Source organism: Shinella agrisoli, from assembly GCF_046557955.1.
Lineage (GTDB): Bacteria > Pseudomonadota > Alphaproteobacteria > Rhizobiales > Rhizobiaceae > Shinella.
Genome location: NZ_JBJIEP010000001.1, coordinates 109,713 through 130,036, shown reverse-complemented (window position 1 = coordinate 130,036; position 20,324 = coordinate 109,713). Strand labels below are relative to the sequence as shown.

Genomic DNA, 20,324 nt, shown 5'->3' with positions numbered 1-20,324 from the left:
GGATAACAAAAAGCCGGGGGGCAGGATAGCGAAAGGCGGGCCGGAGATCATGACGCCTCAGACTGACTTGATGTCTGCCGTGCGCGCCGGACTTTCCGTTCGTCAGATCGGTGCGGAGACGGGCGGTGCCGTCGCCGTCTTGCCCACTTGCCGCTCGCGCCAGATGACGTAGAGGCCCGAGCCGATGATGATGGCGATGCCGAGCCATTTCACGGCGTCCGGCAGGTGGCCGAACACCCACCAGCCGAGAATCGTCGCCGAGACGATCTCCAGGTATTGCAGCGGCGCGAGCGTGGAGGCCGGGGCGGAGCGATAGGCATAGACGCCGAGCACGCCGGCGATGGTGGCGGCGACGGCCGCGCCGGCGATGTAGAGGGTGTTCGCCGTGTCCGGCATGACGGGGGTCAGCATGGCGATGCCCGCGCTGCCGCCGACGACGAGCAGCAGGCCGGCAAAGAGCGCGCCCCACAGCCCGGCGTAGAACTGCATGGACCAGGGGTCTTCCTTCTGGGCGACGAGCCGGGTCAGGAGGTAGAAGAGGGCGAGCGAAAAGGCCGCGACCACCGGCAGGAGCGCGATGGGGCCGACCTCCTGGAGGCTCGGCTGGATGACGAGCATCGAGCCGAAGAAGCCGACGCCGCAGGCCGTATAGCGCCGCCAGCCGATGGTCTCCTTGAGGAAGATGGAGCCGAGGATGGTGAGGATGATCGGCTCGACGAAGAAGATGGCGATGGCGTCGGCCACCTCCATCACGGCGAGCGGCGTGACGAAGCTGATCATGGTGACGGCCATCAGCAGGCCGCGGGCCGCATGCAGGCCCATCTTCCTCCAGGTCACGTCCAGGAGCGTGCCGCGCATCAGGCAGATCGGCCCCAGCACCGTCATCTGGAAGAGGAGGCGCACGAAGGTGATCTCCGTCGCGGGCACGGAGGTGACGGCCAGCTTGGCAAAGATGTCGATGATCGGCGAGACGAGCACCGAGAGCACCATGAGGAAAAGCCCGAGGCCGACCTCGTGGCGCAGCGGCGTGACGGCGGATGTGCTCATGTGTGTTCCGGGATCCGGCGCCTTTTCGCGGCGACCCGCCTCAACCAGCCTGCGAAGGCGTCGATGGCGGGATCGCGCAGCGCCGGGCTTTCGTTCAGCGTTTCGTGACGCATGCCGCGATAGACGATCGCGTCGACCTCCTCAAGCCGCGATTTTTTCAGCCGCTCGGCAAAGGCCAGCACCGCCCGGCCGCGATCCGTCGCCGGATCCTCGTCGCCGCCGGCAAGATGGACCGGCAGGCCTTTCGGCAGGCGGGCGATACCTTTCCCGGAGGCGCCGGCGAAGGTGACGGCAAAAATGTCGATCCACATGGAGACGTTGACATCGAAGCCGCAGAGCGGATCGGCGATGTAGGCGTCCACCTGCGCCGGATCGTGCGACAGCCAGTCGAAGGCCGTCCGGCGATCCGCGATGGACCGGCCCCAGGCGCCGAAGGTGAGGCGGGGCAGGAGGCTGCTCGGCACATCCGAGCCCTTCAGCATCCGTTCCGCCGCCAGCAGCACCTGCGCCAGCCGCCCGGCAAGGCCCGGCTCGAGATTGGAGTTCCAGACGGCGAGGGCGTCGATATCGGCCGGGTAGGCCTCGGCAAAGGCGAGCGCCAGCAGCCCGCCCATCGAATGGCCGAAGAGCACGACCGGCAGGCCCGGATGCCGGCCGGCCGCGAACGCGCGCACGGCGCGCATGTCTTCGAGCACGCGCTCGATGCCGTTCCTCGCCGCGAACTGGCCGCGCGGCGCATCCGGCGCGGTGGTGAAGCCGTGGCCACGGTGATCGTGGGCGTAGACCGCGAAGCCCTCCGCCGCGATGCGCGCTGCGAAATCCCCGTAGCGGGCGCTGTGCTCGGCAAGGCCGTGGCTGAGAAGAAGGACGCCGCGGGCCTCGCCGGGCGCCGGCTCGTGCCGCAGCGCAAGCATCGCCCCGCTGGGGCTTTTCAGCGTCTCGACCTCTGAGAACACGGCCATTTCCTCCCGTTTGGCAAAGGTCAACGCGATTTGCCATGCAAAGACAATGGGATGCGGCGTGTATTTCTTTATTCGTTCCCGTATTTCGGGATTTTCCCGATTCCTGGTTGCGTTTTTTGGATTTTTGGTTGTATATGATCTTGTTTTGTTCTCTTTCTCGGGAGCCGGTCATGAAGACGAAAGCTGCCTTGTCCTTCCACGTCGCCTTTTCCTTTCTCGTCGCGTGTGCCTGCCTTTTCCTGGGGGCCGGCCTTGCGCGCGCCCAATCCGCGCCGGCGGGCGGCGGGACGCGCGAGATCCTGTCCGTCAGCTGGCAGCCGGGCTATTGCATGGCGCGCCCGAAGAGCCGCGGCTGTGCGGACTTCTCCGCGGCATCGCCCGCCGCAAGGCAATTCTCGCTGCATAGCCGCTTCCAGGCGCGCAAGAGCTATTGCGGCATCGAAGCCGATCTCAAGCAGCAGGCGCGCAAGGGCAAGTGGACGGATCTTCCCGAAATCGCGCTCGCCTCGGGCACGAAGAAGCGCCTGCTTACGGCCATGCCCGCGGCGCGCATCGGCCTCGACAGGCAGCAATGGCTGAGAAGCGGCAGCTGCATGGCCGCTTCGGCGGAAACCTACTACAGCCGCTCGCTGGATCTCCTCGATGAGCTCAATGCCTCGCCGGTCCGCACGCTTTTCACCGGCAAGGCGGGCGGCAGCGTGACGCTTGCCGAGGTCCGCGCCGCCTTCGACGCCGCCTTCGGTTCCGGCGCCGGCGAGCGGGTGCGCCTCACCTGCCGCAAGGCGGGCGGCAAGACCGTCGTGACCGGCTTCACCATCGGCCTTGCGTCCGGCGAGGGTGCGCTGGCAACCCTGATCGCCGGCTCGTCCCCGACGAAATCCCGCTGCACCGGCGGGATGACGGGGGAAGGGCCGGCGGGATGACGGGCTGGAACGGCCGGGAAAGCTTTCATCGGCCGGCCGGCAGCGGAAACGCGTGGCTTGAAGCCCGAACAACCCAAAATTAAGCGAAGCCGCGTTAGAGTGCGGACATATCGGTAACAAGGGGGGCAGGGCATGACGGATAGTCTTACCGGGGAAGCCTGTCGTGCGGCTCCCTCCGAGAGGCTGTCCGGACTGCAGGCTTTCGGTCTGGTTTTTTGTACCGCTCTCATCCTTGTCCTGGCGGATATGGCTGACGGTGTGCGTTTTCACGCCGACGTCGACGATGAACTGCGCGCATTGCAGATTGCCCATCTCCTGTCGCCAAGGGGAAGCTGGTTCGACCTGACCCTTCCTTTTGTCGCGACGCCCGATCCCTATGTGTCACCATGGTCCCGACTGATCGATCTGCCTTATGCGCTGCTTGCAGGGTCGTTCTCGTGGTTCCTGCCGCAGGCGACGGCGCTGAAAGCGGCCTTCTGGCTCTGGCCGCCGATGATGCTGGCCGGTTTCAGCATGCTGGCGGCCTTCATCGTAGGGCATTTGTCGCGTGACGTCACCATGTCGCGGACTGCTGAGGCAGTCTCGCTCATGCTCATGACGTTGCTGATGTCCTTCGCGGTGCTGGAGTTCGCACCTGGGCGCATCGATCATCACAATATGCAGCTCCTCCTGTTGCTGGCAATCGCTGCGGGCTTTTGCCGGTGGGATCGGCTTGGGGGAGCGCTCGTCGGGGCGGGAAGTGCGCTTTCCGTGGTGATCGGGCTCGAGTGCCTGCCGTTCGTCGTCCTTTCCTATGCGGGTCTTGTCGCTGCCTATCTTTTCCATGTCCGCCGCAGCCGAGACGTGCTTGTCGCCGCGTCGCTGTCCATGATCGCCACGACCCTTGCCTCGGCGGCCGCCTTCCTCGGTCTTGCGGGAAGTATCTCCGTACAGTGCGACGCTTTTTCCGCGCCGTATATCGTGCTGATGGTGGGCTTTTCGCTGATCTTCGGAGTGGTGGGGTTCGTCGTTCCGGCCCGGTTCCCGCTGATGGCCAGGGCCGGCCTGCTTACGGTCCCCTCCGCCGGGCTGCTTGCCGCCGCGGCCTGGTTGTTCCCCGCCTGCCGTGCGGGGCCTTACTCGATGATCGATCCGCTCTCGCGCCGGTACTGGTTCGAACGGATATGGCAGGAGCAGAGTGTCCTGCAATATTACGGCACGCACAATCAGTTCGGGCACATCGCGCTGTTGGCCCTGCTTGCGGTCATGCTGGTCCTTTTCCTGCCCGTGTTTTGGGCGCGGTCTCGCAGGGGCGGCGTTGCGCCGGCAATCGTCTACGCATTGATGATTGCAGCCTATGTCCTCACCCTGGTCCTGACGCGCTATATCCGCTTTCCGGCCGCGCTGGTGCCCTTGGCCCTTCCCGCAATCGTCGGCTGGTTTCTCTCGGTGAGGAACGATACCCGGATGCGCCGTGTGGTCGCGGCGGCGGTATCGGCCTGTCTGGCAGCCTTCATCCTACCTTATCTCGCGATCCCTTTGACGCCGCGCGCCTTCGATGCCGTGGACTATATGACGTTCGACCAATGCGCGGGTGAGGATTTCTCGGTGCTGGCCACCGTTGCGCCGGGCCGCATCGCCCTGCCGAACGGTCTGTCCCTGCCGCTGCTGGAACACGCGCCCGCCGGGTTTTCCGTCGCCGCGATCCCGTTCCACAGGGCCTCGCCCGGCATGAGGCGCATGTACGAAGCGTTCCTGTCCTCAGACCCCGCCGTTCGCAAGGCGGCGCTGGCGCCGTTCGACTATGTCGCCGTCTGCCGTTTTCCGCTGGAATCGGATCCGTCCTTCGCTCCGCTCTATGCGGCCCTCTCGGCGGGGAAGGACTGGCCGGGACTCATGCGGGTCGCCCCGCCGGCGGAAACGCGCTTCCAGCTTTTCCGCATCGATCATGGCGCCCTGCGATAGCGGACGGACGGAGGGCGCGGCCTGTGCGCGGCGGCTTTCGCAGATTGCCGCGGGCGGAGAATTCGCCTACATAGCGGGCAAATTTGTCCGATCCGGAGCGCGTTTTCATGGCACGTCAGTTCATCTACCACATGTCGGGGCTCAACAAGGCCTACGGCAACAAGAAGATCCTCGAGAACATCCACCTGTCCTTCTACCCGGATGCCAAGATCGGCATCCTCGGCCCGAACGGCGCGGGCAAGTCGACCGTGCTGCGCATCATGGCCGGGCTCGACAAGGAGTTCACCGGCGAGGCGTGGCTGGCCGAAGGCGCCACGCTCGGCTACCTGCCGCAGGAGCCGCAGCTCGACGGCTCGAAGAATGTGCTCGAGAACGTCATGGAAGGCGTTGCCGCCAAGAAGGCGATCCTCGACCGCTACAACGAACTGATGATGAACTATTCCGACGAGACGGCGGACGAGGGCGCCAAGCTCCAGGACATCATCGACAGCCAGAACCTGTGGGACCTCGAGAGCCAGGTCGAGATGGCGATGGACGCGCTGCGCTGCCCGCCGGGCGAGGCTTCGGTCGACAGCCTTTCCGGCGGCGAGAAGCGCCGCGTCGCGCTCTGCAAGCTGCTGCTCTCGCAGCCCGACCTGCTGCTGCTCGACGAACCGACCAACCACCTCGACGCCGAGACGATCGCATGGCTGGAAAAGCACCTGCGCGAATATCCGGGCGCCGTGCTGATGATCACCCACGACCGCTACTTCCTCGACAACGTCACGGGCTGGATCCTCGAACTCGACCGCGGCCGCGGCATTCCCTACGAGGGCAACTACTCCGCCTACCTCCAGGCCAAGGCCAAGCGCATGGCGCAGGAGGAGCGCGAGGAGGGCGCCCGCCAGAAGGCGCTCGCCCGCGAGCAGGAATGGATCGCCTCCTCGCCGAAGGCCCGCCAGGCAAAGTCCAAGGCCCGTATCAAGGCCTATGACGAACTGGTCAAGGCCGCCGCCGACCGACGGCCCGGCGATGCGCAGATCGTCATTCCGGTCGGCGAGCGCCTCGGCAACACGGTCATCGAGGCGGAAAACCTCACCAAGGCCTATGGCGACCGCGTCCTCATCGAGAACCTCAGCTTCAAGCTGCCGCCGGGCGGCATCGTCGGCGTCATCGGTCCGAACGGCGCGGGCAAGACGACGCTCTTCCGCATGATCACCGGGCAGGAAAAGCCGGATTCGGGCTCGATCGTCGTCGGCGACACGGTCGACCTCGGCTATGTCGACCAGAGCCGCGATGCGCTCAACGGCGACAAGACCGTATGGGAGGAAATCTCCGGCGGCAACGACGTCATCAAGCTCGGCAAGCACGAGATGAACAGCCGCGCCTATTGCGGCGCGTTCAACTTCAAGGGCGGCGACCAGCAGCAGAAGGTCGGCACGCTCTCGGGCGGCCAGCGCAACCGCGTGCACCTCGCCAAGATGCTGAAGGGCGGCTACAACGTCATCCTGCTCGACGAACCGACCAACGACCTCGACACGGAAACGCTGGGCGCGCTGGAAGACGCGCTGGAGAACTTCGCCGGCTGCGCCGTCATCATCTCGCACGACCGCATGTTCCTCGACCGCCTGGCCACCCATATCCTCTCCTTCGAGGGCGACAGCCATGTGGAATGGTTCGAGGGCAACTTCGAGGACTACGAGAAGGACAAGATCCGCCGCCTCGGCCCGGATTCGGTGAACCCGAGGCGCGTGACCTACAAGCGCCTGACGCGTTGACCGGGGTCTCGGCCGGTGGGGTGGGGGAATGCCCTCATGCGCCTGCCCGCGCCTTCCCGCCGCAAGCGGGGACATTGCCGCACTGTTTTCCTCGATTATCCGGCAAGGCATTGCCACAGGCTTCCTTCTCCCCGCTTGCGGGGAGAAGGAAGCCTGTGGCAGCGATGAGGGGCGGCCGCAGAGAACGTCTTTTATTGGCCACTCAAAAACCCCGGTTCGCCGGGGTTTTTCTTTGGGGCTGTTGATGGGAAGATCGCGTTACGGATTGGCTCTTGCGCGGTGCGGGTTAATCACATAAACATATCTTTATGTCTTGATTGGAAAGACCATGGGCGACACGCAGAAACTCGGACTGGACGACATCGTGGAGATCCTGAAGGCGGCGGGCGAGCCGACGCGCCTTCGCCTCATCGCGCTGCTCTCGCACGGCGACCTGACGGTGACGGACCTCACCGACATCCTCGGCCAGTCCCAGCCGCGCATTTCGCGCCACCTGAAGCTGCTTGCGGAAGCTGCGCTCGTCGACCGCTACCAGGAGGGGGCCTGGGCCTTCTTCCGGCTCAGCCAGGGCGGACCTGCCGTCGCGCTCGCCCGCGGGCTTCTCGATGCCGTCGACCCGGCGGATGCGGTCTTCGCGCGCGACGACGAGCGGCTGCGCGCCCTGAAGAAGATCCGCGCCGACAAGGCGCAGGCCTATTTCAGCCGCAACGCGGCGGAGTGGGACGCGGTACGGCGCCTGCATGTCAGCGAGGCGGAGGTGGAGGCAAGGCTTGCCGAGATGATCGGCACCGAGCCGGTCGATGCCTTCCTCGATCTCGGCACGGGCACGGGGCGCATCCTCCAGCTCTTCGAGGGGCTTTACCGGCGCGGCGTCGGCGTCGATGCCAGCCGCGACATGCTGGCGGTCGCGAGGGCCAATCTCGACCGCGCCGGCATCACCAAGGCTTCGATCCGCCACGGCGACATCTTCAACCTGCCGCTGGAGCGCGACGAATTCGACGTCGTGACGATCCACCAGGTGCTGCACTTCCTCGACGAGCCGGAGGCGGCGATCGCGGAGGCGGCGCGCATGCTGGCGCCCGGCGGCCGCCTTGCCATCATCGACCTTGCGCCGCACGCGCTGGAGCACCTGCGCGACGAGCATGCCCATATCCGCCTCGGCTTCTCGCACCAGACCATGTCCGAATGGCTGGAAAAGGCGGGGCTCGCCGTCGAGGAGGTCGTCGACCTTAAACCCGCGCATTCGGCGGCCGATGCGCTCACCGTGACCATATGGCTTGCCCGCGACCAGCGCGAACGGGCGGCCGACCCCATCGCGATCCGCAGGAGGAGTTGACATGAAGCCGGCGACCGCAAGCCCAGCCCGCAAGGACATCCGCCTGTCCTTCGAGTTCTTCCCGCCGAAGTCGGCGGAGGCCGAAGGCCAGCTCTGGGAGACGGCCGCCGCGCTTTCGGCCTATGAGCCGGGCTTCATGTCGGTTACCTACGGCGCCGGCGGTTCCACAAAGGCGCCGACGCTGGCGACCGTGCACCATCTCCTGAAGATGGGCCTGCCGGCCGCCTCGCATCTGACCTGCGTGGGCGCGACGAAGGAGGAGGTGCATGCCGTCGTCGCCGATTTCCAGGCGGTGGGCGTAAGGCATTTCGTGGCCCTGCGCGGCGATCCGCCGGGCGGCATCGGCACGGCCTACCGGCCGCATCCGGGCGGCTATGCCAATGCCGCAGAGCTCGTGGCGGGCCTGCGCGGCATCGCCGATTTCGAGGTTTCCGTCTCCGCCTATCCGGAAAAGCATCCGCAGAGCCCGGACGTCGCGGCCGATATCGACATGCTGAAGCGCAAGGTGGATGCCGGCGCCACCCGGGCGCTGACGCAGTTCTTCTTCGAGAACGACGATTTCGAGCGCTATCTGGAGCGGGTGCGCAAGGCGGGCATCGCCATTCCGGTCGTGCCGGGCATCCTGCCGGTGCACAATCTCGCGCAGGTCCAGAAATTCGCCGGCCTGTGCGGCGCCAGCGTGCCGGCCTGGCTTGCCGAGCGCATGGGACCGGTCGACGACCGGCCGCAGGAGCGCGCGGCCCTGGCGATCGAACTTGCGATCCGCCAGGTGAACGACCTCATCGCCCGCGGCATCAGCGAATTCCATTTCTATACGATGAACCGGGCGACGCTGGTATCGGCGGTCTGCGACGGCGCGGGCTTTGCGAAGATCGACCGGAGCCGCGCTGCGGGCGCCGCGGCCTGAGATTTCTCCCTGCCCGAAATGAAAATGCATGGCGCCGTCTCCGGGGCCATGCACTTTGCCTGAATAGGTTTCCGCAGGGTTTTCTTGTTTTTCTCCCTGACCTTTCGGCCTTCGCTTGAGTCGCTTCAGATGAAGATCATCGTTGCGACGAAGAGGAACGCTGCACTGATCATCAGAACATTCAAGGAATGTGTGAGTCCCATGGCTTACCTCCTTGCGTTACGGTCCGATATTACGACCGAAGAAAGCGGGTTGGAAAGGCGTTTTGTTGCTGCATTGCAACATCCGGGCTCCGCCGAATGGTTATTCACAACGCTAACCTGCTGAATTTCCTCCTTTATCGTTTCCGCCACAAAAAATTCACAATCCCTACCAGATGACGAATGCCGACACTGTGCATTTACCATTGTGGCGCAAGTCGGGCGCGCAATCCGGCGGATTGCCGGGAAACGGCCGGGAAAGCGCTTTGTTCCCGACGTTTTTTCAGCGGCGTCCCAGGCGGGCGAAAAGGCGTCCGTCGAGCACCGCGAGGCCGAGCAGCACCAGCGCCATGCCGAGGACGCCGAGCGACGTCAGCCGTTCGCCGAGGAAGAGCATGCCGGCGAGGATGGCGCTCGGCGGCACGAGCAGCGTGACGAGCGAGGTGTTGGTGGCTCCGGCCGCGGCCATGATTCGGAAGAACAGGATGTAGCCGTAGGCGGTCGAGAGAAGCGCCAGAGCCAGGACGGCGAGGATCGCGGAAAGCGGCGGCAGAGGCAGTTGCCAGGGTGTATCGAGGGCGAAGGAGACCGGCAGCATCAGGAGCGTGGAGGCGGTGAGCTGGCCGGCGGCGGTGACGGGCGGGGCGACGCCGCGGAAGCGTTTGCCGTAGGTCGCGGCAAAGCCGTAGGAGACGGCGGCAAGCACAGGCAGGAGGACGGCCCAGAGCGGCGGTCCGCTGTCGCCGGTGAACGGCGCGAGCGCCCGCGGGCCGATCAGAACCGCCGTGCCGACGAGGCCGATGAGGCAGCCGGCGATCTTTCCGGACGAGAGCTTTTCATCCGCGGTCAACCGGTTGGCGATGAGCACGGTGAAGATCGGCGTCGTGGCGTTGAGGATGGAGGCGAGGCCCGCGCCGATCTCGGTCTGCCCGAGGAAGATCAGCATATGCGGCACGGCATTGTTGATGAGGCCGAGCAGCAGGAATTCGCGCCAGCGGGCGCGCAGCGTCGCATAGATGCCGAAACGGCCGGCGACGTAGGTGTGGAGGGCGAGGGCGGCGATTGCGACACGCAGCAGCACGAGCGTCGCCGGAGGCACATGGGCGACGGCGACGCGGGCGAAGAAGAAGGAGCCGCCCCAGATCATGCCGAGGAGCGCGAGCAGGCCCCAGGTCCGGGCGTCCATGCGCGTTGCTGCTGCCCGCTGTTCCATCGCTTTCCCCGCTTCCCGAAACGTCCAGAGGCCTGACGGGCCTGCATGCATCAAGCAAAAAAACGGCGCATGGCCGGCTCGACCGCCGCGTCAGATCACGGATGTCCTATACCATCGGGGAGGCGGTCAGCCACCCGCTTTCCGTCAGAGGGCCGAGAGCAGGGCCTGCGTCGCCCAGCCGTCGGCCGGCATGCCGAGGCGCAGCTGCTCCTTCTGGATCGCCGCGCGCGTGCCGGAGCCGAGGATGCCGTCGATCTTGCCGACGTCGTGGCCGAGGCTCTGGAGCTTGGTCTGGAGCTGCTTCATGCTCTCCTCGGAAAGGCCTTCCTCCGGATTGCCGCGTTCATAGGGCGGGGCGCCGGCAAGGCGGGTCGCGAAATAGGCGGCCGACGTCGTGTAGATGAAGGACTGATTCCATTCGAGATAGATGTTGAAGTTCGGATAGGTGATGAAGGCCGGGCCCTTGCGGCCCTGCGGCAGCACCAGCGAGGCTTCGAGATGGCCGAAGGACGTGTCGCCGTCGCGCGGCCTGACGCCGAGGGCGAACCAGTCGGCCGCCTTCATGCCCGGTTGCAGGCCGGTCTTCTCGAAGGGCAGCACGTCCGGAATGGAGACCTCCTGGATCCAGGGCTGGCCTTTCGCAAAGCCGAGGTGCTGGATGAACTTCGCGGCGGTGAGGATGGCGTCCGGCGCGCTCTGCTTGACGTTGACATGGCCGTCGCCGTCGCCGTCCACGCCGAACTCGATGATGTCCTTCGGCAGCATCTGCACCTGGCCGATCTCGCCGGCCCAGGCGCCCGTCGTGCCGTTCGGGTCGAGGTCGCCATGGCCGACCATCTCGATGGCGGCGAGAAGCTGCGGGCGGAAGAGTTCCGGGCGGCGGCAGTCGTGCGACAGCGTCACGAGGGCGTTGCGGGTGTTGAAATCGCCCTGCACGGCGCCGAAGTCGGTCTCCATCGCCCAGAAGGCGGCGATGATCGGCCCCGGTACGCCGAATTCCTGCTCCGCGCGGGCGAAGACGGGCGCGAGCTCCTTCAGCTTCCTGCGGCCGATGTCGAGGCGCGACTGGCTGACCGTGCGCTTGGAGAATTCGAGGAAGGTCTGGCGGAAGACGCCCTGGGCACGGTCGCGCGACAGAACCTTCTGGTCGATGGCGGCACCGGCGAGCGCCCGGTCGGCGACATCGGCCGGAACGCCGCGTGCCACCGCTTCGGCCTTCACGCCTTCCAGGAAAGCGTTGACGTCGCCGCCGCAGGCTGCCGCGGACTGGGCGTGCGCGCTGCCGGCGAGAAGAAAGGCCGTGAGGCTTGCCGCGAGTGTCGTCTTCAGGTTTTGCCGCATCTCAATGCTCCTTGGGTCCGTTGCTGGCCCGGCTGTCTCAGATGAATGTGACGGAAGCAAGAAGAAAAAGGCAAGCGCGTCGTGCTGCCGCTCCTTGCCGGCCCTTCCCTGTCACGCGGCTGCCGCGGGGATCAGCGGGAAGCCGTGGCGGCCCATTTTTTCCAGCTCTTGGCGGAGCCGGCGAAGACGTTGATGTCCGTGTCGCCGGAGATGCCCGGAACGACGCCCGTGGACGTATATTGCCAGAACGCCCATTTGCGCGCCGGATAGATGTTTTCCGGATGGTTGGCGACCGAACGCAGCCAGAAGTGATAGTTCCCGAAATGGCCGACGAGGTTGTCGCGGTGGAAGTCCACCGTCGTGTAGATGATCGGCCGCTTGCCGTAATGCGCCTCGATGCGGTCCATGAAGCGTTGCAGCACGGTGCGTACCTCCTCCGCCGGCGGGCGGAGCTTGCAGGTCGGCGAGGCGGGATTCCATTCGGCGTCGAGCACCGGTGGAAGCTGCACGGCCTCCTTCGGCACGTTGGCGATGAACCAGTCCGCCTGGGCATCCGCCGTCGAGCAGAAATAGTAGAAGTGGTAGGGCGCGTGGGCGACGCCGGCGGCGCGTGCGCCGCGCCAATATTCGCTGAAGCGGCTGTCCAGGCGGTCGGTGCCTTCGGTCGCCTTCAGGAAGGCGAAGGAGACGCCGCTCTTCCTGACCGCGTGCCAGTCGATGTCCCCGTTCCATTTCGAGACGTCGATGCCGTGGACCTCATGGTGATGCGGCGTGCGGGCGCCGAAATCCTGCGGGTCCTTGTCCTCGAAGCGCGGCTGCAGCGATGCCGTGGACACGAGATCGTAATCGGTTGTGGAGCAGGAGGAGGCGAGGAGGGCGAGGGGCAGGAGAGCCAGAATGAACCGACGCATGGAGGTCCCGTTGTTGCGCGTTTACCAATCCTGCCTCGAATGGGCCGGGCCGTAAAGGGGAGCGCGCGAGACGGGTCCTCGACCTGTCGCGTATATTCGTGAAATTGCGGTTATCGGGCGATCGAGCCGGGGCGCTAGGGTGCGCGCCCCGGCTTCATCATCAGAACTTCATGCTCACGCCGAGCATGATGGAATGCGAATCGATATCGCCGTCCACGCCGGCCGCGTCGAACACGTCCGACTTGCTGTAGTCGCTGTAGCGGTACTCGATGCGGCCCGCCACATTGTCGGTGAACGCGTGTTCCACACCTGCGCCGATCGTCCAGCCATGCAGGGTGTCACCCTCGCTCGCGCCGGTATTGACGTCCTCCAGCTTGGCGTGCGTGAAGGCATAACCGCCGGTGCCGTAGATCAAGGTCCGGTCGATGGCATAGCCGAGACGCGCGCGGACGGAGCCGCCCCAGGTGGTTTCCGTTTCCAGCGTCGTGCCGCCCGCATCGAAGCGTTCGTCGTTGAAGTCCCGCTTGATGTCGGCTTCCACGCCGTAGACAAAGCCGTCGTTGAAGAAGTTGTAGCCGGCATAGGCGCCGACGGCGAAGCCGCCGAGATCCCGGTTGATGGCGCCGACGCCATCGGAATATTCGGTTCCCGTCCAGGCATAGCCGGTGTTCACACCGACATAGAAGCCGCCCCAGTCGTAAATGCCCGCCACCTCGGTGATCGGGGTTTCCACCGGCGGTTCGGCAACGGTCATGTCGGCCGCAAAAGCCGGCAGCGCACCTGCGGTTACCAGGATGCCGGCGGCACCGAAGATCATGGATTTCATTTGATGGTCCTTCCCACTCGATAAACGCGCGAAGCCCCACGCACGAATGACAACAACCGCAAGAACGCGTCACGGCGCCCATGGTTCCGAAGAAAATGAGCCCCCTTGAATCTTGTGAGCGGACGCCAACACACCCTTAACACTCTGTCATTCTTTGTCCGCTAGAACATCGTGAGGCCGATACGGGCCGGCGCACCCTGTTGTCATGATAACAACGGTTTAGGGTTACATGATGTTGAAAACCTTGTTGCCGAAGGTCGAGCAGCGCTATGCGCTGGCGGGATCGGTCTTCGGAGCCTTCCTTCCAACCATCTGCCTTGCCGCCGACCAGCTCCTGCGCGATCACGCGCAGGCGAGCCTCTTCGGCTTTTCCGCACCGACCGCCACCGCGCTTGCCTTGATGCCCGTCTTCTTCGGCGTGGGCTTCTACCAGATCGGCCGGTCGAAGGCGCAATTGATCGCCGAACTCGGCCAGCGCCGGCTGACGGAGCAGCGCCTGACGCACGATGCCTATCACGACCGGCTGACGGGGCTCGCGAACCGCTTCTGCCTGGAGCGGGACATCCAGGCCATCGTGGAGTCGAACGAGGAGGAGAGCCGCCCCGCCTTGCTTCTCCTCGACCTCGACCGCTTCAAGTTCGTCAACGACAGCCTCGGCCACGATGTGGGCGACCAGTTGCTGGCGGCCATCGCCGGACGGCTGAAACGCGCGCTCTCAGCGGCGGCGCGGGTCTACCGTCTTGGCGGCGACGAATTCGTCGTGACGGTCCCGGGACGACCCTCGCAGGGCAAGATCGAGGACGTCTGCCGCACGATCTGCGGCCTCTTCGAGGAACCGTTCGAGCTGAAGCGCACCCGTGTGGCAAGCGGATGCAGCATCGGCGTCACCTTCATGGAGGCGGGCGACGGATCCATGTCCGAGCTCCTGAAGCGCGCGGACGTGGCTCTCTACGAGGCCAAGGAGGCGCCCGGCAGCGGGTTCCGCTTCTTCGATGCGGCGCTCGCCGCGGACGTGCAGGCGCGTGCGGCGATCGAGCACGATCTCGCCAGGGCGATCGCCTCAAACGAGTTCTTCCTCGAATACCAGCCGATCGTCGGCGTGGAGAGCCGCTCGGTGCGCTCCTTCGAGGCGCTCCTTCGCTGGCGGCACCCCGAAAAGGGACTGATCATGCCGGACGTCTTCATCCCGGCGGCGGAGAAGACCGGCCTCATCCTGCCGCTCGGCAACTGGGTGGTGCGCGAGGCCTGCCGGGAGGCGGCGACGTGGCCGGCACCGACCGGCGTCGCCGTCAACGTCGTCGGCGACCAGTTCAAGGACCGGGCCTTCGTCGACTATGTGAAACAGTGCCTTGCCGAAACCGGGCTTGCGCCGGGGCGCCTCACGGTCGAGGTGACGGAATCCGTGTTCTCCGTGGACGAGACGGTGATCCGCGAAAGCCTGTGCGAGCTGCGCGATCACGGCGTGCGCGTCGCGCTCGACGATTTCGGTATCGGCTTTTCCTCGATCAACAACCTGCGCGCCTTTCCGATCGACCAGCTGAAGATCGACCGCTCGTTCGCGCGGGCGATGATGGAGAGCAAGCGGGACGCCGACCTCGTCGACATCATCCTGAAGCTCGGCCAGACGTTCCAGGTGACGACGACCGTGGAGGGCATCGAATCGGAAAGCCAGCTCGACTTCATCCGCCAGCGCGGGGCCTCCGAGGCGCAGGGCTATCTGATCTCCGAGCCGGTCGCCGCGCCGGACGTCCTGGGTTTCCTGATGCAGCCGGAAAACCGGCTTTCCGCCTGAGGCGCAAAAAGCCTTTTCATGACAGCGGAATCCTGATTGTCTCCCGACTGGAAGGAGAGGCTGTATGAGACGATTCTACAGGCTGGCCGCCTGGGCGCTTTCCCTCCTTGCCTTCATCGTCGTGGTGGGGGCAAGCTGGCTCATCGTATCGCCGCCCGCGCTGCTTCTTGTCGGGTCTGGCTATGCCGCAAAGATCGTCTGCTCCAATGTCTTCATCGCCGGGCGCGACCCGGCGGAGGTGCTCGCCGAGGATGTGCAGGCGCCCGGCCACCCGCTGCTGAAGCTCATGCGGCAGGCCGTCGATTTCGACGGGAAGACGGTGACGACCCATCTCTTCGGCCTCTTCGCGCCGGGCCATGCGGCCTTCCATGAAGGGTTCGGCTGCTCGGGCGTGCCGGACGGGGATTTCCGCGCGGCAGAGCAGGCGGTTTCGGATGTTCCGCTGCCGGAGATACCGGCGGGCGATCCTGCCGTCGCCTGGCCGGACGGAGAGGCGGTGACGCCCGATGCGCGCCTTGCCGCGCTTTTGGCCGACCCCGCGCTTGCCGGGCCGGGCATGCGGGCGCTCGTGGTCGTCCATGACGGCCGGATCGTCGCCGAGGCCTATGGCGAAGGCTATTCCGCCGCGACGCCCCTGCTCGGCTGGTCGATGACCAAGTCGGTCAACGCCGCCCTGATCGGCCGGTTGATGCAGGCCGGTGCGCTCTCCCCGCAGATGGACAACCTCTTTCCCGAGTGGCGAGGCGATGCGCGTTCGAAGATCACGCTTGCCCAGCTGCTCGCCATGGAAAGCGGGCTCGCCTTCAACGAAAGCTACGGCTCCGTCACCGACGTGACCCGCATGCTCTTCCTCGAGCCCGACATGACGCGTTTCGCCCTGTCGCTGCCGCTCGAAGCCAATCCGGGCGAGAAGTTCAACTATTCGAGCGGCACGGCGGTGCTGCTCTCGCGCATCTGGATGGGCGCGCTCGGCGGACGCGTGCAGGCGCTTTCCTTCCCGGCCAAGGCGCTGTTCGCGCCGCTCGGCATGGCAAGCGCGGTCATGGAGCCGGACGAGACGGGGATATTCGTCGGCTCCTCCTATATGTACGCGACCGCGCGGGACTGGGCGCGCTTCTCGCTGCTGCTTCTGAACGACGGCGTTTGGAAGGGAAGCCGGATGCTGCCGGAAGGGTTCGTCGCGGCCATGGCGACGCCGACCGAGGTGTCCGCAGGCGCCTACAGCCGCATGCAGACCTGGACCAAGGGGCCGGGCGGAGAAGACGATACGGATCACGGCCTGCCGGACGAGACGTTCTGGGTCCTCGGGCATGACGGCCAGTCGGCCGCGATCATTCCCTCGCGCAGGCTCGCGGTGATCCGGCTGGGGCTGACGCCGTCGAGATTGGGCTATCGGCCCCAGCCGCTGGTCAGGCGCATCCTCGATGTGCTGGATGCCTCCAAGCTCCAGGCCGATCAGGCGCCGACCTGAGCGATCCAGTCGTTGAGGTTGTAGGTGTTGGAGATGCGCGCCACCTTGCCGTCGCAGATCTCGAAGAAGGCGCCGGCCGGCAGCACGTAGGTCTGGCCGTTCGCTTCCGGCAGGCCCTCGTCGGTGGCGAGGTACTGGCCGTTGACGACGAATTCCGCCGCGCCGCGCGTGCCGTCGTCGTTCGACATGACGACGATGTCCGTCAGCGTCTCGCGGTAGCAGCGGTTCATGTGTGCCATGAAGTCGCGGAAGGCGTCCTTGCCGACCTGCCGGCCGCCCTGGTTGATGTCGTGGACGACATCCTCGTGCAAGAGATCGAAGAAGGCCTCCATGTCCTGCCTGTTGAAAGCGTCGTAATAGGCACGGATCGTCTCTTTTGCCGGCATGTCATCCCTCATATCGTTGTCGCTCGGGTAAACCCGACCGCCTTATAGCATTGTTCAAGCCTTTGGGAACATTCACGTATCATGCAGATCAAGATCGTCCATGGAAAGGCCGTGACGCCGCACATCGCGGACCTTGCGCGCCTGCGCATCGAAGTCTTCCGCGCCTTTCCCTATCTCTACGAGGGCAGCGAGGACTACGAGGCCTCCTACCTTGCCACCTATGCGCAATCGCCCGAAAGCCTTTTCGTGTTGGCGCTCGACGGCGAACGGATCGTCGGCGCCTCGACCGGCGTGCCGATGACCGACGCCGCGGACAGCTTCAAGGCTCCCTTCATCGGGGCCGGCATCGACCCGGAAAAGGTCTTCTATTTCGGTGAATCGGTGCTGCTGCCCGCCTACCGGGGGCGGGGGCTCGGCGTGCGCTTCTTCGAGGAGCGGGAGGCCTATGCGCGCCGTCTCGGCCGCTTCGACTGGTGCGCGTTCTGCGCCGTCGAACGGCCGGCGGATCATCCGATGCGGCCGGCCGGTTACGTGCCGCTCGACGCATTCTGGGCCAGGCGCGGCTATGAGCATCGCGCCGATCTGCGCACGATGCTTTCCTGGCAGGACATCGGCGAGAAGGAGGAAACCGGGAAGCCCATGTCGTTCTGGCTGAAGCCGACGCGGTAAAAGCCCCTCGCGGCAGCGGGATGAGGGGGCGTTGCCGTGCCTATCTCAGGCCGGTCTCGTCGAGCAGGCCCTTGCGCTTGGCGTGGTAGTAGTAGCCTGCCGCGTAGAGGCGCACGGCGCCGTCGTTCTTGTCGTCCGCGACGAGCCAGGCGCCGCGCAGGTACTTGCCGGCATATTTGATGTTCGTCTCGGCGTCGAACAGGCCCTCGGCCGGGCCTTCGTAGCCCATGCTCCTGGCCGTGGCGTACTTGATCTGCATCAGGCCGTAGTGGCCGCGGTTGTAGGCCTTGGGATTGTAGCGGCTTTCGCGCTTGACGACGCGGTGCAGCAGCGATTCCGGAATGCCGTAGATGGCGGCGTACTTGGTGATCAGCCCGTCGATCGGCGTGCCAGATTTCTGCACCGGCTGCTCGGCCTGCCGCACGACGAGGCCTCCCTCGGTGGTGAGCACCGCATTGCTGAGCAGCGCCGGCTTTGCGATCGGCACGATCTTGCGGCTGGCGACAAGCTGTTCGAGGCCTTCCGGCTCGCCCGTGTCGAAGCCGGGCTCCATGACGGAGACGCCGATGACCGTGTCGTGGGACTGCGGCATGCCGGCGAGCGGATCGACGGCGTCGGCCGTATTGCCGGCAAGCGCGGCGGTGGCCGCGGCGGCGCCCGTCACGGGCTTGGCTTCCGCGAGGGCGGAAACGGGCACGGCAGCCTCGCCGGCAACGGCGATCGGCGACGGCAGGGCTTCCGGCGTGTCCTCGGTACCGGGCTTGGCGACGGGAAGGGCCGCATAGGCGACCTCCGTTGCCGCACCCTCCGTCGCGGCAATGTCCGTCGTCGCCGCCGAAGCGGGGGTCACGGTCCTTGCCGCCGTCACGTCCTCGGCGACGCTCGCGCAGCCTGCAAGCGTTGCCAGAAGGCCCGCGCAGGCAAGCGCGGACATGCGGGCCGGACGGTGAACGGAGGGTTTTGCCATGGTCGTGGTTCTCGGTTTGCCGGGGTGCGCGGGCGCCGGAACGCCCGGGCGTTTGCAAATCAATCGGCCGTGGCCGTGCCTCGCTCATAGCCGATCGGCGGCCGGGCGGCAACCCGCAGGGCCGGCGATGCCCCGGCGGCAGCCTGCCCGAGGCTCGCCGTCACCGGCCGGAAACGAAAAAAAGCCCCGGATCGGCGGGCGATCCGGGGAGCGTCGTCGCGCATTCTGCGCGGCATCGTTCAGGCGGCCGGCTTCCACTTCTGGCCGATGACGTCCATCACCTCGCCGAACCACTTTACCGAGGTGTCGAAGTGCTTGCCGCCCTTGATGCGCGGGAACTCGATGGTGCGCAGCCTGCCGCCCTGCGCCTCGTCGTGGCCGGTGACGCCCGAGACCTTGTTGAGCGCGCTCTCGACCGCAAGGTCGGTCATGCTCTGGATGAGCCGCAGGTCGTCGCGGTTCGCCGGCGCGGAACGGGCAAAATAGCCCGACTTCTGCACCATGGAGCGCTCGGCGCCGAGGAGGGCGGCGAACTGCTTGGAGAACCAGTTGCCGACATTGATCGTGTCGATCTTCACATGGCCGAAGGCGTCGCGCTTGACGGTCTCGCCGGCGGCCTCGCGCTCGGCGACGATGGCGTCGAGGCAGGCGCCTTCCGACACGAAGAGCGTGACGAAGCCGGTGCGGTCCATGATCGCCTTCAGGCGCTCCGCCTCGGCCTCCAGGTTGAAGTCCATCTCCGGCAGGTAGAGGCCGTCGATGTTCTTCAGCTGCGTGTTCATCATGAAGCCTTCGACATATTCGTTGGCGCTGGTCTTCTGGATGTAGGCGCGGGCCGTGGCGGCGGTGAGCCAGCCGCAGTGGCGGCCCATCACCTCGTGCACGACGAGCGTGCGCGGCGCGGCGCTCTGCTCGTTGCTGACATGGTCGAAGAAGCCGGCGCCGACTTCCGCCGCCGTCCAGGCGCCGAGCGACTGGCGGATCGGCACCACGTCGTTGTCGACGGTCTTCGGCAGGCCGACGACGGTGAGGTTGTAGCCGTTCGCGCCGAGATAGGCGGCAAGGTCGGCCGCGGTCGTGTTGGTGTCGTCGCCGCCGATCGTGTGCAGGATGGTGATGCCGTCCTTGGCAAGCTGTTCGGCCGCCACGCGCAGCGGATTGTCGCCTTCCTTGACGAGGCCGCGCTTCACGCAGTCCGCCGCATTCGTCAGCTTCACGCGGCTGTTGCCGATCGGCGAGCCGCCGTAGCGGTGGAGGAGGGGCGCCTTCTCGCGCATCTGCCTGGTGATGTCGATGCGGTCGGCAAGAAGGAGGCCCTGGTAACCCGAACGGTAGGCGACGAGGTCGATTTCCGGCGCAATGTCGCTATAGCGCTCGATGAGGCCCCCGACGGCGGACGACAGGCAGGGCGCGAGCCCGCCGGCGGTCAGCATTGCGACTTTCTGCTTGGCCATAATTCCTCCTCGGCTTCGGCACGTCTCGATAAGTGGGCGTTGTCTAGCGCAGAATCCCCCGAAGGGGAACGGCGCGGCGAACTTATCCGCACTCCATGACGGAATGGCGTCGGGGATTCACACGCCGCACGAAATTTCGATGCCTCCACTTAATGAGGGGCATCAAAATTTTGTCATTCGGGGTAAAATCGTGGCCCGGCGCCTTGCTTTCCCTGCAA

General features: G+C 65.8%; 17 protein-coding genes. 8 read left to right on the top strand and 9 right to left on the bottom strand.

The annotated features are described in order from the left end of the window. Nucleotides 1-102 precede the first annotated feature (102 nt). Both ACIIOY_RS00585 and ACIIOY_RS00580 read right to left on the bottom strand, forming a co-directional pair. On the bottom strand, nucleotides 103-1,047 hold the full coding sequence (locus ACIIOY_RS00585; RefSeq protein WP_411032662.1) for a DMT family transporter: 945 nt from the start codon (nucleotides 1,045-1,047) through the stop codon (nucleotides 103-105). Then, a complete protein-coding gene (locus tag ACIIOY_RS00580) occupies nucleotides 1,044-2,003 on the bottom strand; it encodes an alpha/beta fold hydrolase (RefSeq protein ID WP_411032661.1) in 960 nt (319 codons plus the stop codon). Before ACIIOY_RS00580 ends, ACIIOY_RS00585 begins: the two co-directional genes overlap by 4 nt. Nucleotides 2,004-2,179: 176 nt before the next feature. Here ACIIOY_RS00580 and ACIIOY_RS00575 point away from each other — a divergent pair, with 176 nt between their 5' ends. The 5 genes from ACIIOY_RS00575 (at nucleotide 2,180) to metF (ending at nucleotide 8,876) form a co-directional block, all read left to right on the top strand. Continuing rightward, nucleotides 2,180-2,932 carry a ribonuclease T2 family protein gene (locus tag ACIIOY_RS00575; RefSeq protein ID WP_411032660.1) on the top strand — a complete coding sequence of 251 codons (753 nt, stop codon included), beginning with the start codon at nucleotides 2,180-2,182 and terminating at the stop codon, nucleotides 2,930-2,932. Nucleotides 2,933-3,064: 132 nt separating this feature from the next. Beyond that, a complete protein-coding gene (locus ACIIOY_RS00570) occupies nucleotides 3,065-4,876 on the top strand; it encodes a hypothetical protein (protein WP_411032659.1) in 1,812 nt (603 codons plus the stop codon). 107 nt (nucleotides 4,877-4,983) lie between these two features. After that, nucleotides 4,984-6,633: an energy-dependent translational throttle protein EttA gene (ettA, locus tag ACIIOY_RS00565; protein ID WP_411032658.1), complete on the top strand. Its 1,650-nt coding sequence runs from the start codon at nucleotides 4,984-4,986 to the stop codon at nucleotides 6,631-6,633. A gap of 328 nt (nucleotides 6,634-6,961) precedes the next feature. Then, nucleotides 6,962-7,969 (top strand): ArsR/SmtB family transcription factor, encoded by a 1,008-nt coding sequence (locus ACIIOY_RS00560; RefSeq protein ID WP_411032657.1) that lies wholly within the window; start codon nucleotides 6,962-6,964, stop codon nucleotides 7,967-7,969. Nucleotide 7,970: 1 nt separating this feature from the next. Next, on the top strand, nucleotides 7,971-8,876 hold the full coding sequence (gene metF / locus ACIIOY_RS00555; RefSeq protein ID WP_411032656.1) for a methylenetetrahydrofolate reductase [NAD(P)H]: 906 nt from the start codon (nucleotides 7,971-7,973) through the stop codon (nucleotides 8,874-8,876). A gap of 483 nt (nucleotides 8,877-9,359) precedes the next feature. On the opposite strand, the gene ACIIOY_RS00550 is transcribed toward metF, so the two are convergent. The 4 genes from ACIIOY_RS00550 to ACIIOY_RS00535 all read right to left on the bottom strand — a co-directional run bounded on the left by ACIIOY_RS00550 (nucleotide 9,360) and on the right by ACIIOY_RS00535 (nucleotide 13,367). Continuing rightward, entirely contained in the window at nucleotides 9,360-10,289 is a 930-nt protein-coding gene (locus ACIIOY_RS00550; protein WP_411032655.1) for a DMT family transporter, read from the bottom strand. Between the two features lie 144 nt (nucleotides 10,290-10,433). Further along, the gene (locus tag ACIIOY_RS00545; protein WP_411032654.1) at nucleotides 10,434-11,630 is read right to left on the bottom strand and encodes a lytic murein transglycosylase; all 1,197 of its coding nucleotides are present in this window, start codon (nucleotides 11,628-11,630) and stop codon (nucleotides 10,434-10,436) included. A 131-nt stretch (nucleotides 11,631-11,761) separates the two neighbouring features. Next, a complete protein-coding gene (locus tag ACIIOY_RS00540) occupies nucleotides 11,762-12,541 on the bottom strand; it encodes a glycoside hydrolase family 25 protein (protein ID WP_411032653.1) in 780 nt (259 codons plus the stop codon). 160 nt (nucleotides 12,542-12,701) lie between these two features. After that, nucleotides 12,702-13,367 carry an outer membrane protein gene (locus tag ACIIOY_RS00535; protein WP_411032652.1) on the bottom strand — a complete coding sequence of 222 codons (666 nt, stop codon included), beginning with the start codon at nucleotides 13,365-13,367 and terminating at the stop codon, nucleotides 12,702-12,704. A gap of 232 nt (nucleotides 13,368-13,599) precedes the next feature. On the opposite strand from ACIIOY_RS00535, the gene ACIIOY_RS00530 reads away from it, so the two are divergent. After that, nucleotides 13,600-15,159 carry a putative bifunctional diguanylate cyclase/phosphodiesterase gene (locus tag ACIIOY_RS00530; protein WP_411032651.1) on the top strand — a complete coding sequence of 520 codons (1,560 nt, stop codon included), beginning with the start codon at nucleotides 13,600-13,602 and terminating at the stop codon, nucleotides 15,157-15,159. Between the two features lie 64 nt (nucleotides 15,160-15,223). Beyond that, the gene (locus tag ACIIOY_RS00525) at nucleotides 15,224-16,630 is read left to right on the top strand and encodes a serine hydrolase domain-containing protein (RefSeq protein ID WP_411032650.1); all 1,407 of its coding nucleotides are present in this window, start codon (nucleotides 15,224-15,226) and stop codon (nucleotides 16,628-16,630) included. Here the strand turns inward: ACIIOY_RS00525 and ACIIOY_RS00520 are convergent. Beyond that, on the bottom strand, nucleotides 16,615-17,016 hold the full coding sequence (locus tag ACIIOY_RS00520) for a ketosteroid isomerase-related protein (protein ID WP_411032649.1): 402 nt from the start codon (nucleotides 17,014-17,016) through the stop codon (nucleotides 16,615-16,617). The genes ACIIOY_RS00525 and ACIIOY_RS00520 overlap by 16 nt on opposite strands. 81 nt (nucleotides 17,017-17,097) lie before the next feature. Between ACIIOY_RS00520 and ACIIOY_RS00515 the strand changes: the two genes are divergently transcribed. Continuing rightward, nucleotides 17,098-17,685, top strand: a complete 588-nt coding sequence (locus ACIIOY_RS00515) for a GNAT family N-acetyltransferase (protein ID WP_411032648.1) — start codon at nucleotides 17,098-17,100, stop codon at nucleotides 17,683-17,685. 40 nt (nucleotides 17,686-17,725) lie between these two features. On the opposite strand, the gene ACIIOY_RS00510 is transcribed toward ACIIOY_RS00515, so the two are convergent. Together ACIIOY_RS00510 and ACIIOY_RS00505 are read right to left on the bottom strand one after the other, a co-directional pair. Then, the gene (locus ACIIOY_RS00510) at nucleotides 17,726-18,652 is read right to left on the bottom strand and encodes a transglycosylase SLT domain-containing protein (RefSeq protein ID WP_411032647.1); all 927 of its coding nucleotides are present in this window, start codon (nucleotides 18,650-18,652) and stop codon (nucleotides 17,726-17,728) included. Nucleotides 18,653-18,891: 239 nt separating this feature from the next. Then, nucleotides 18,892-20,106: a pyrophosphate--fructose-6-phosphate 1-phosphotransferase gene (locus ACIIOY_RS00505; protein WP_411032646.1), complete on the bottom strand. Its 1,215-nt coding sequence runs from the start codon at nucleotides 20,104-20,106 to the stop codon at nucleotides 18,892-18,894. Nucleotides 20,107-20,324: the final 218 nt, after the last annotated feature.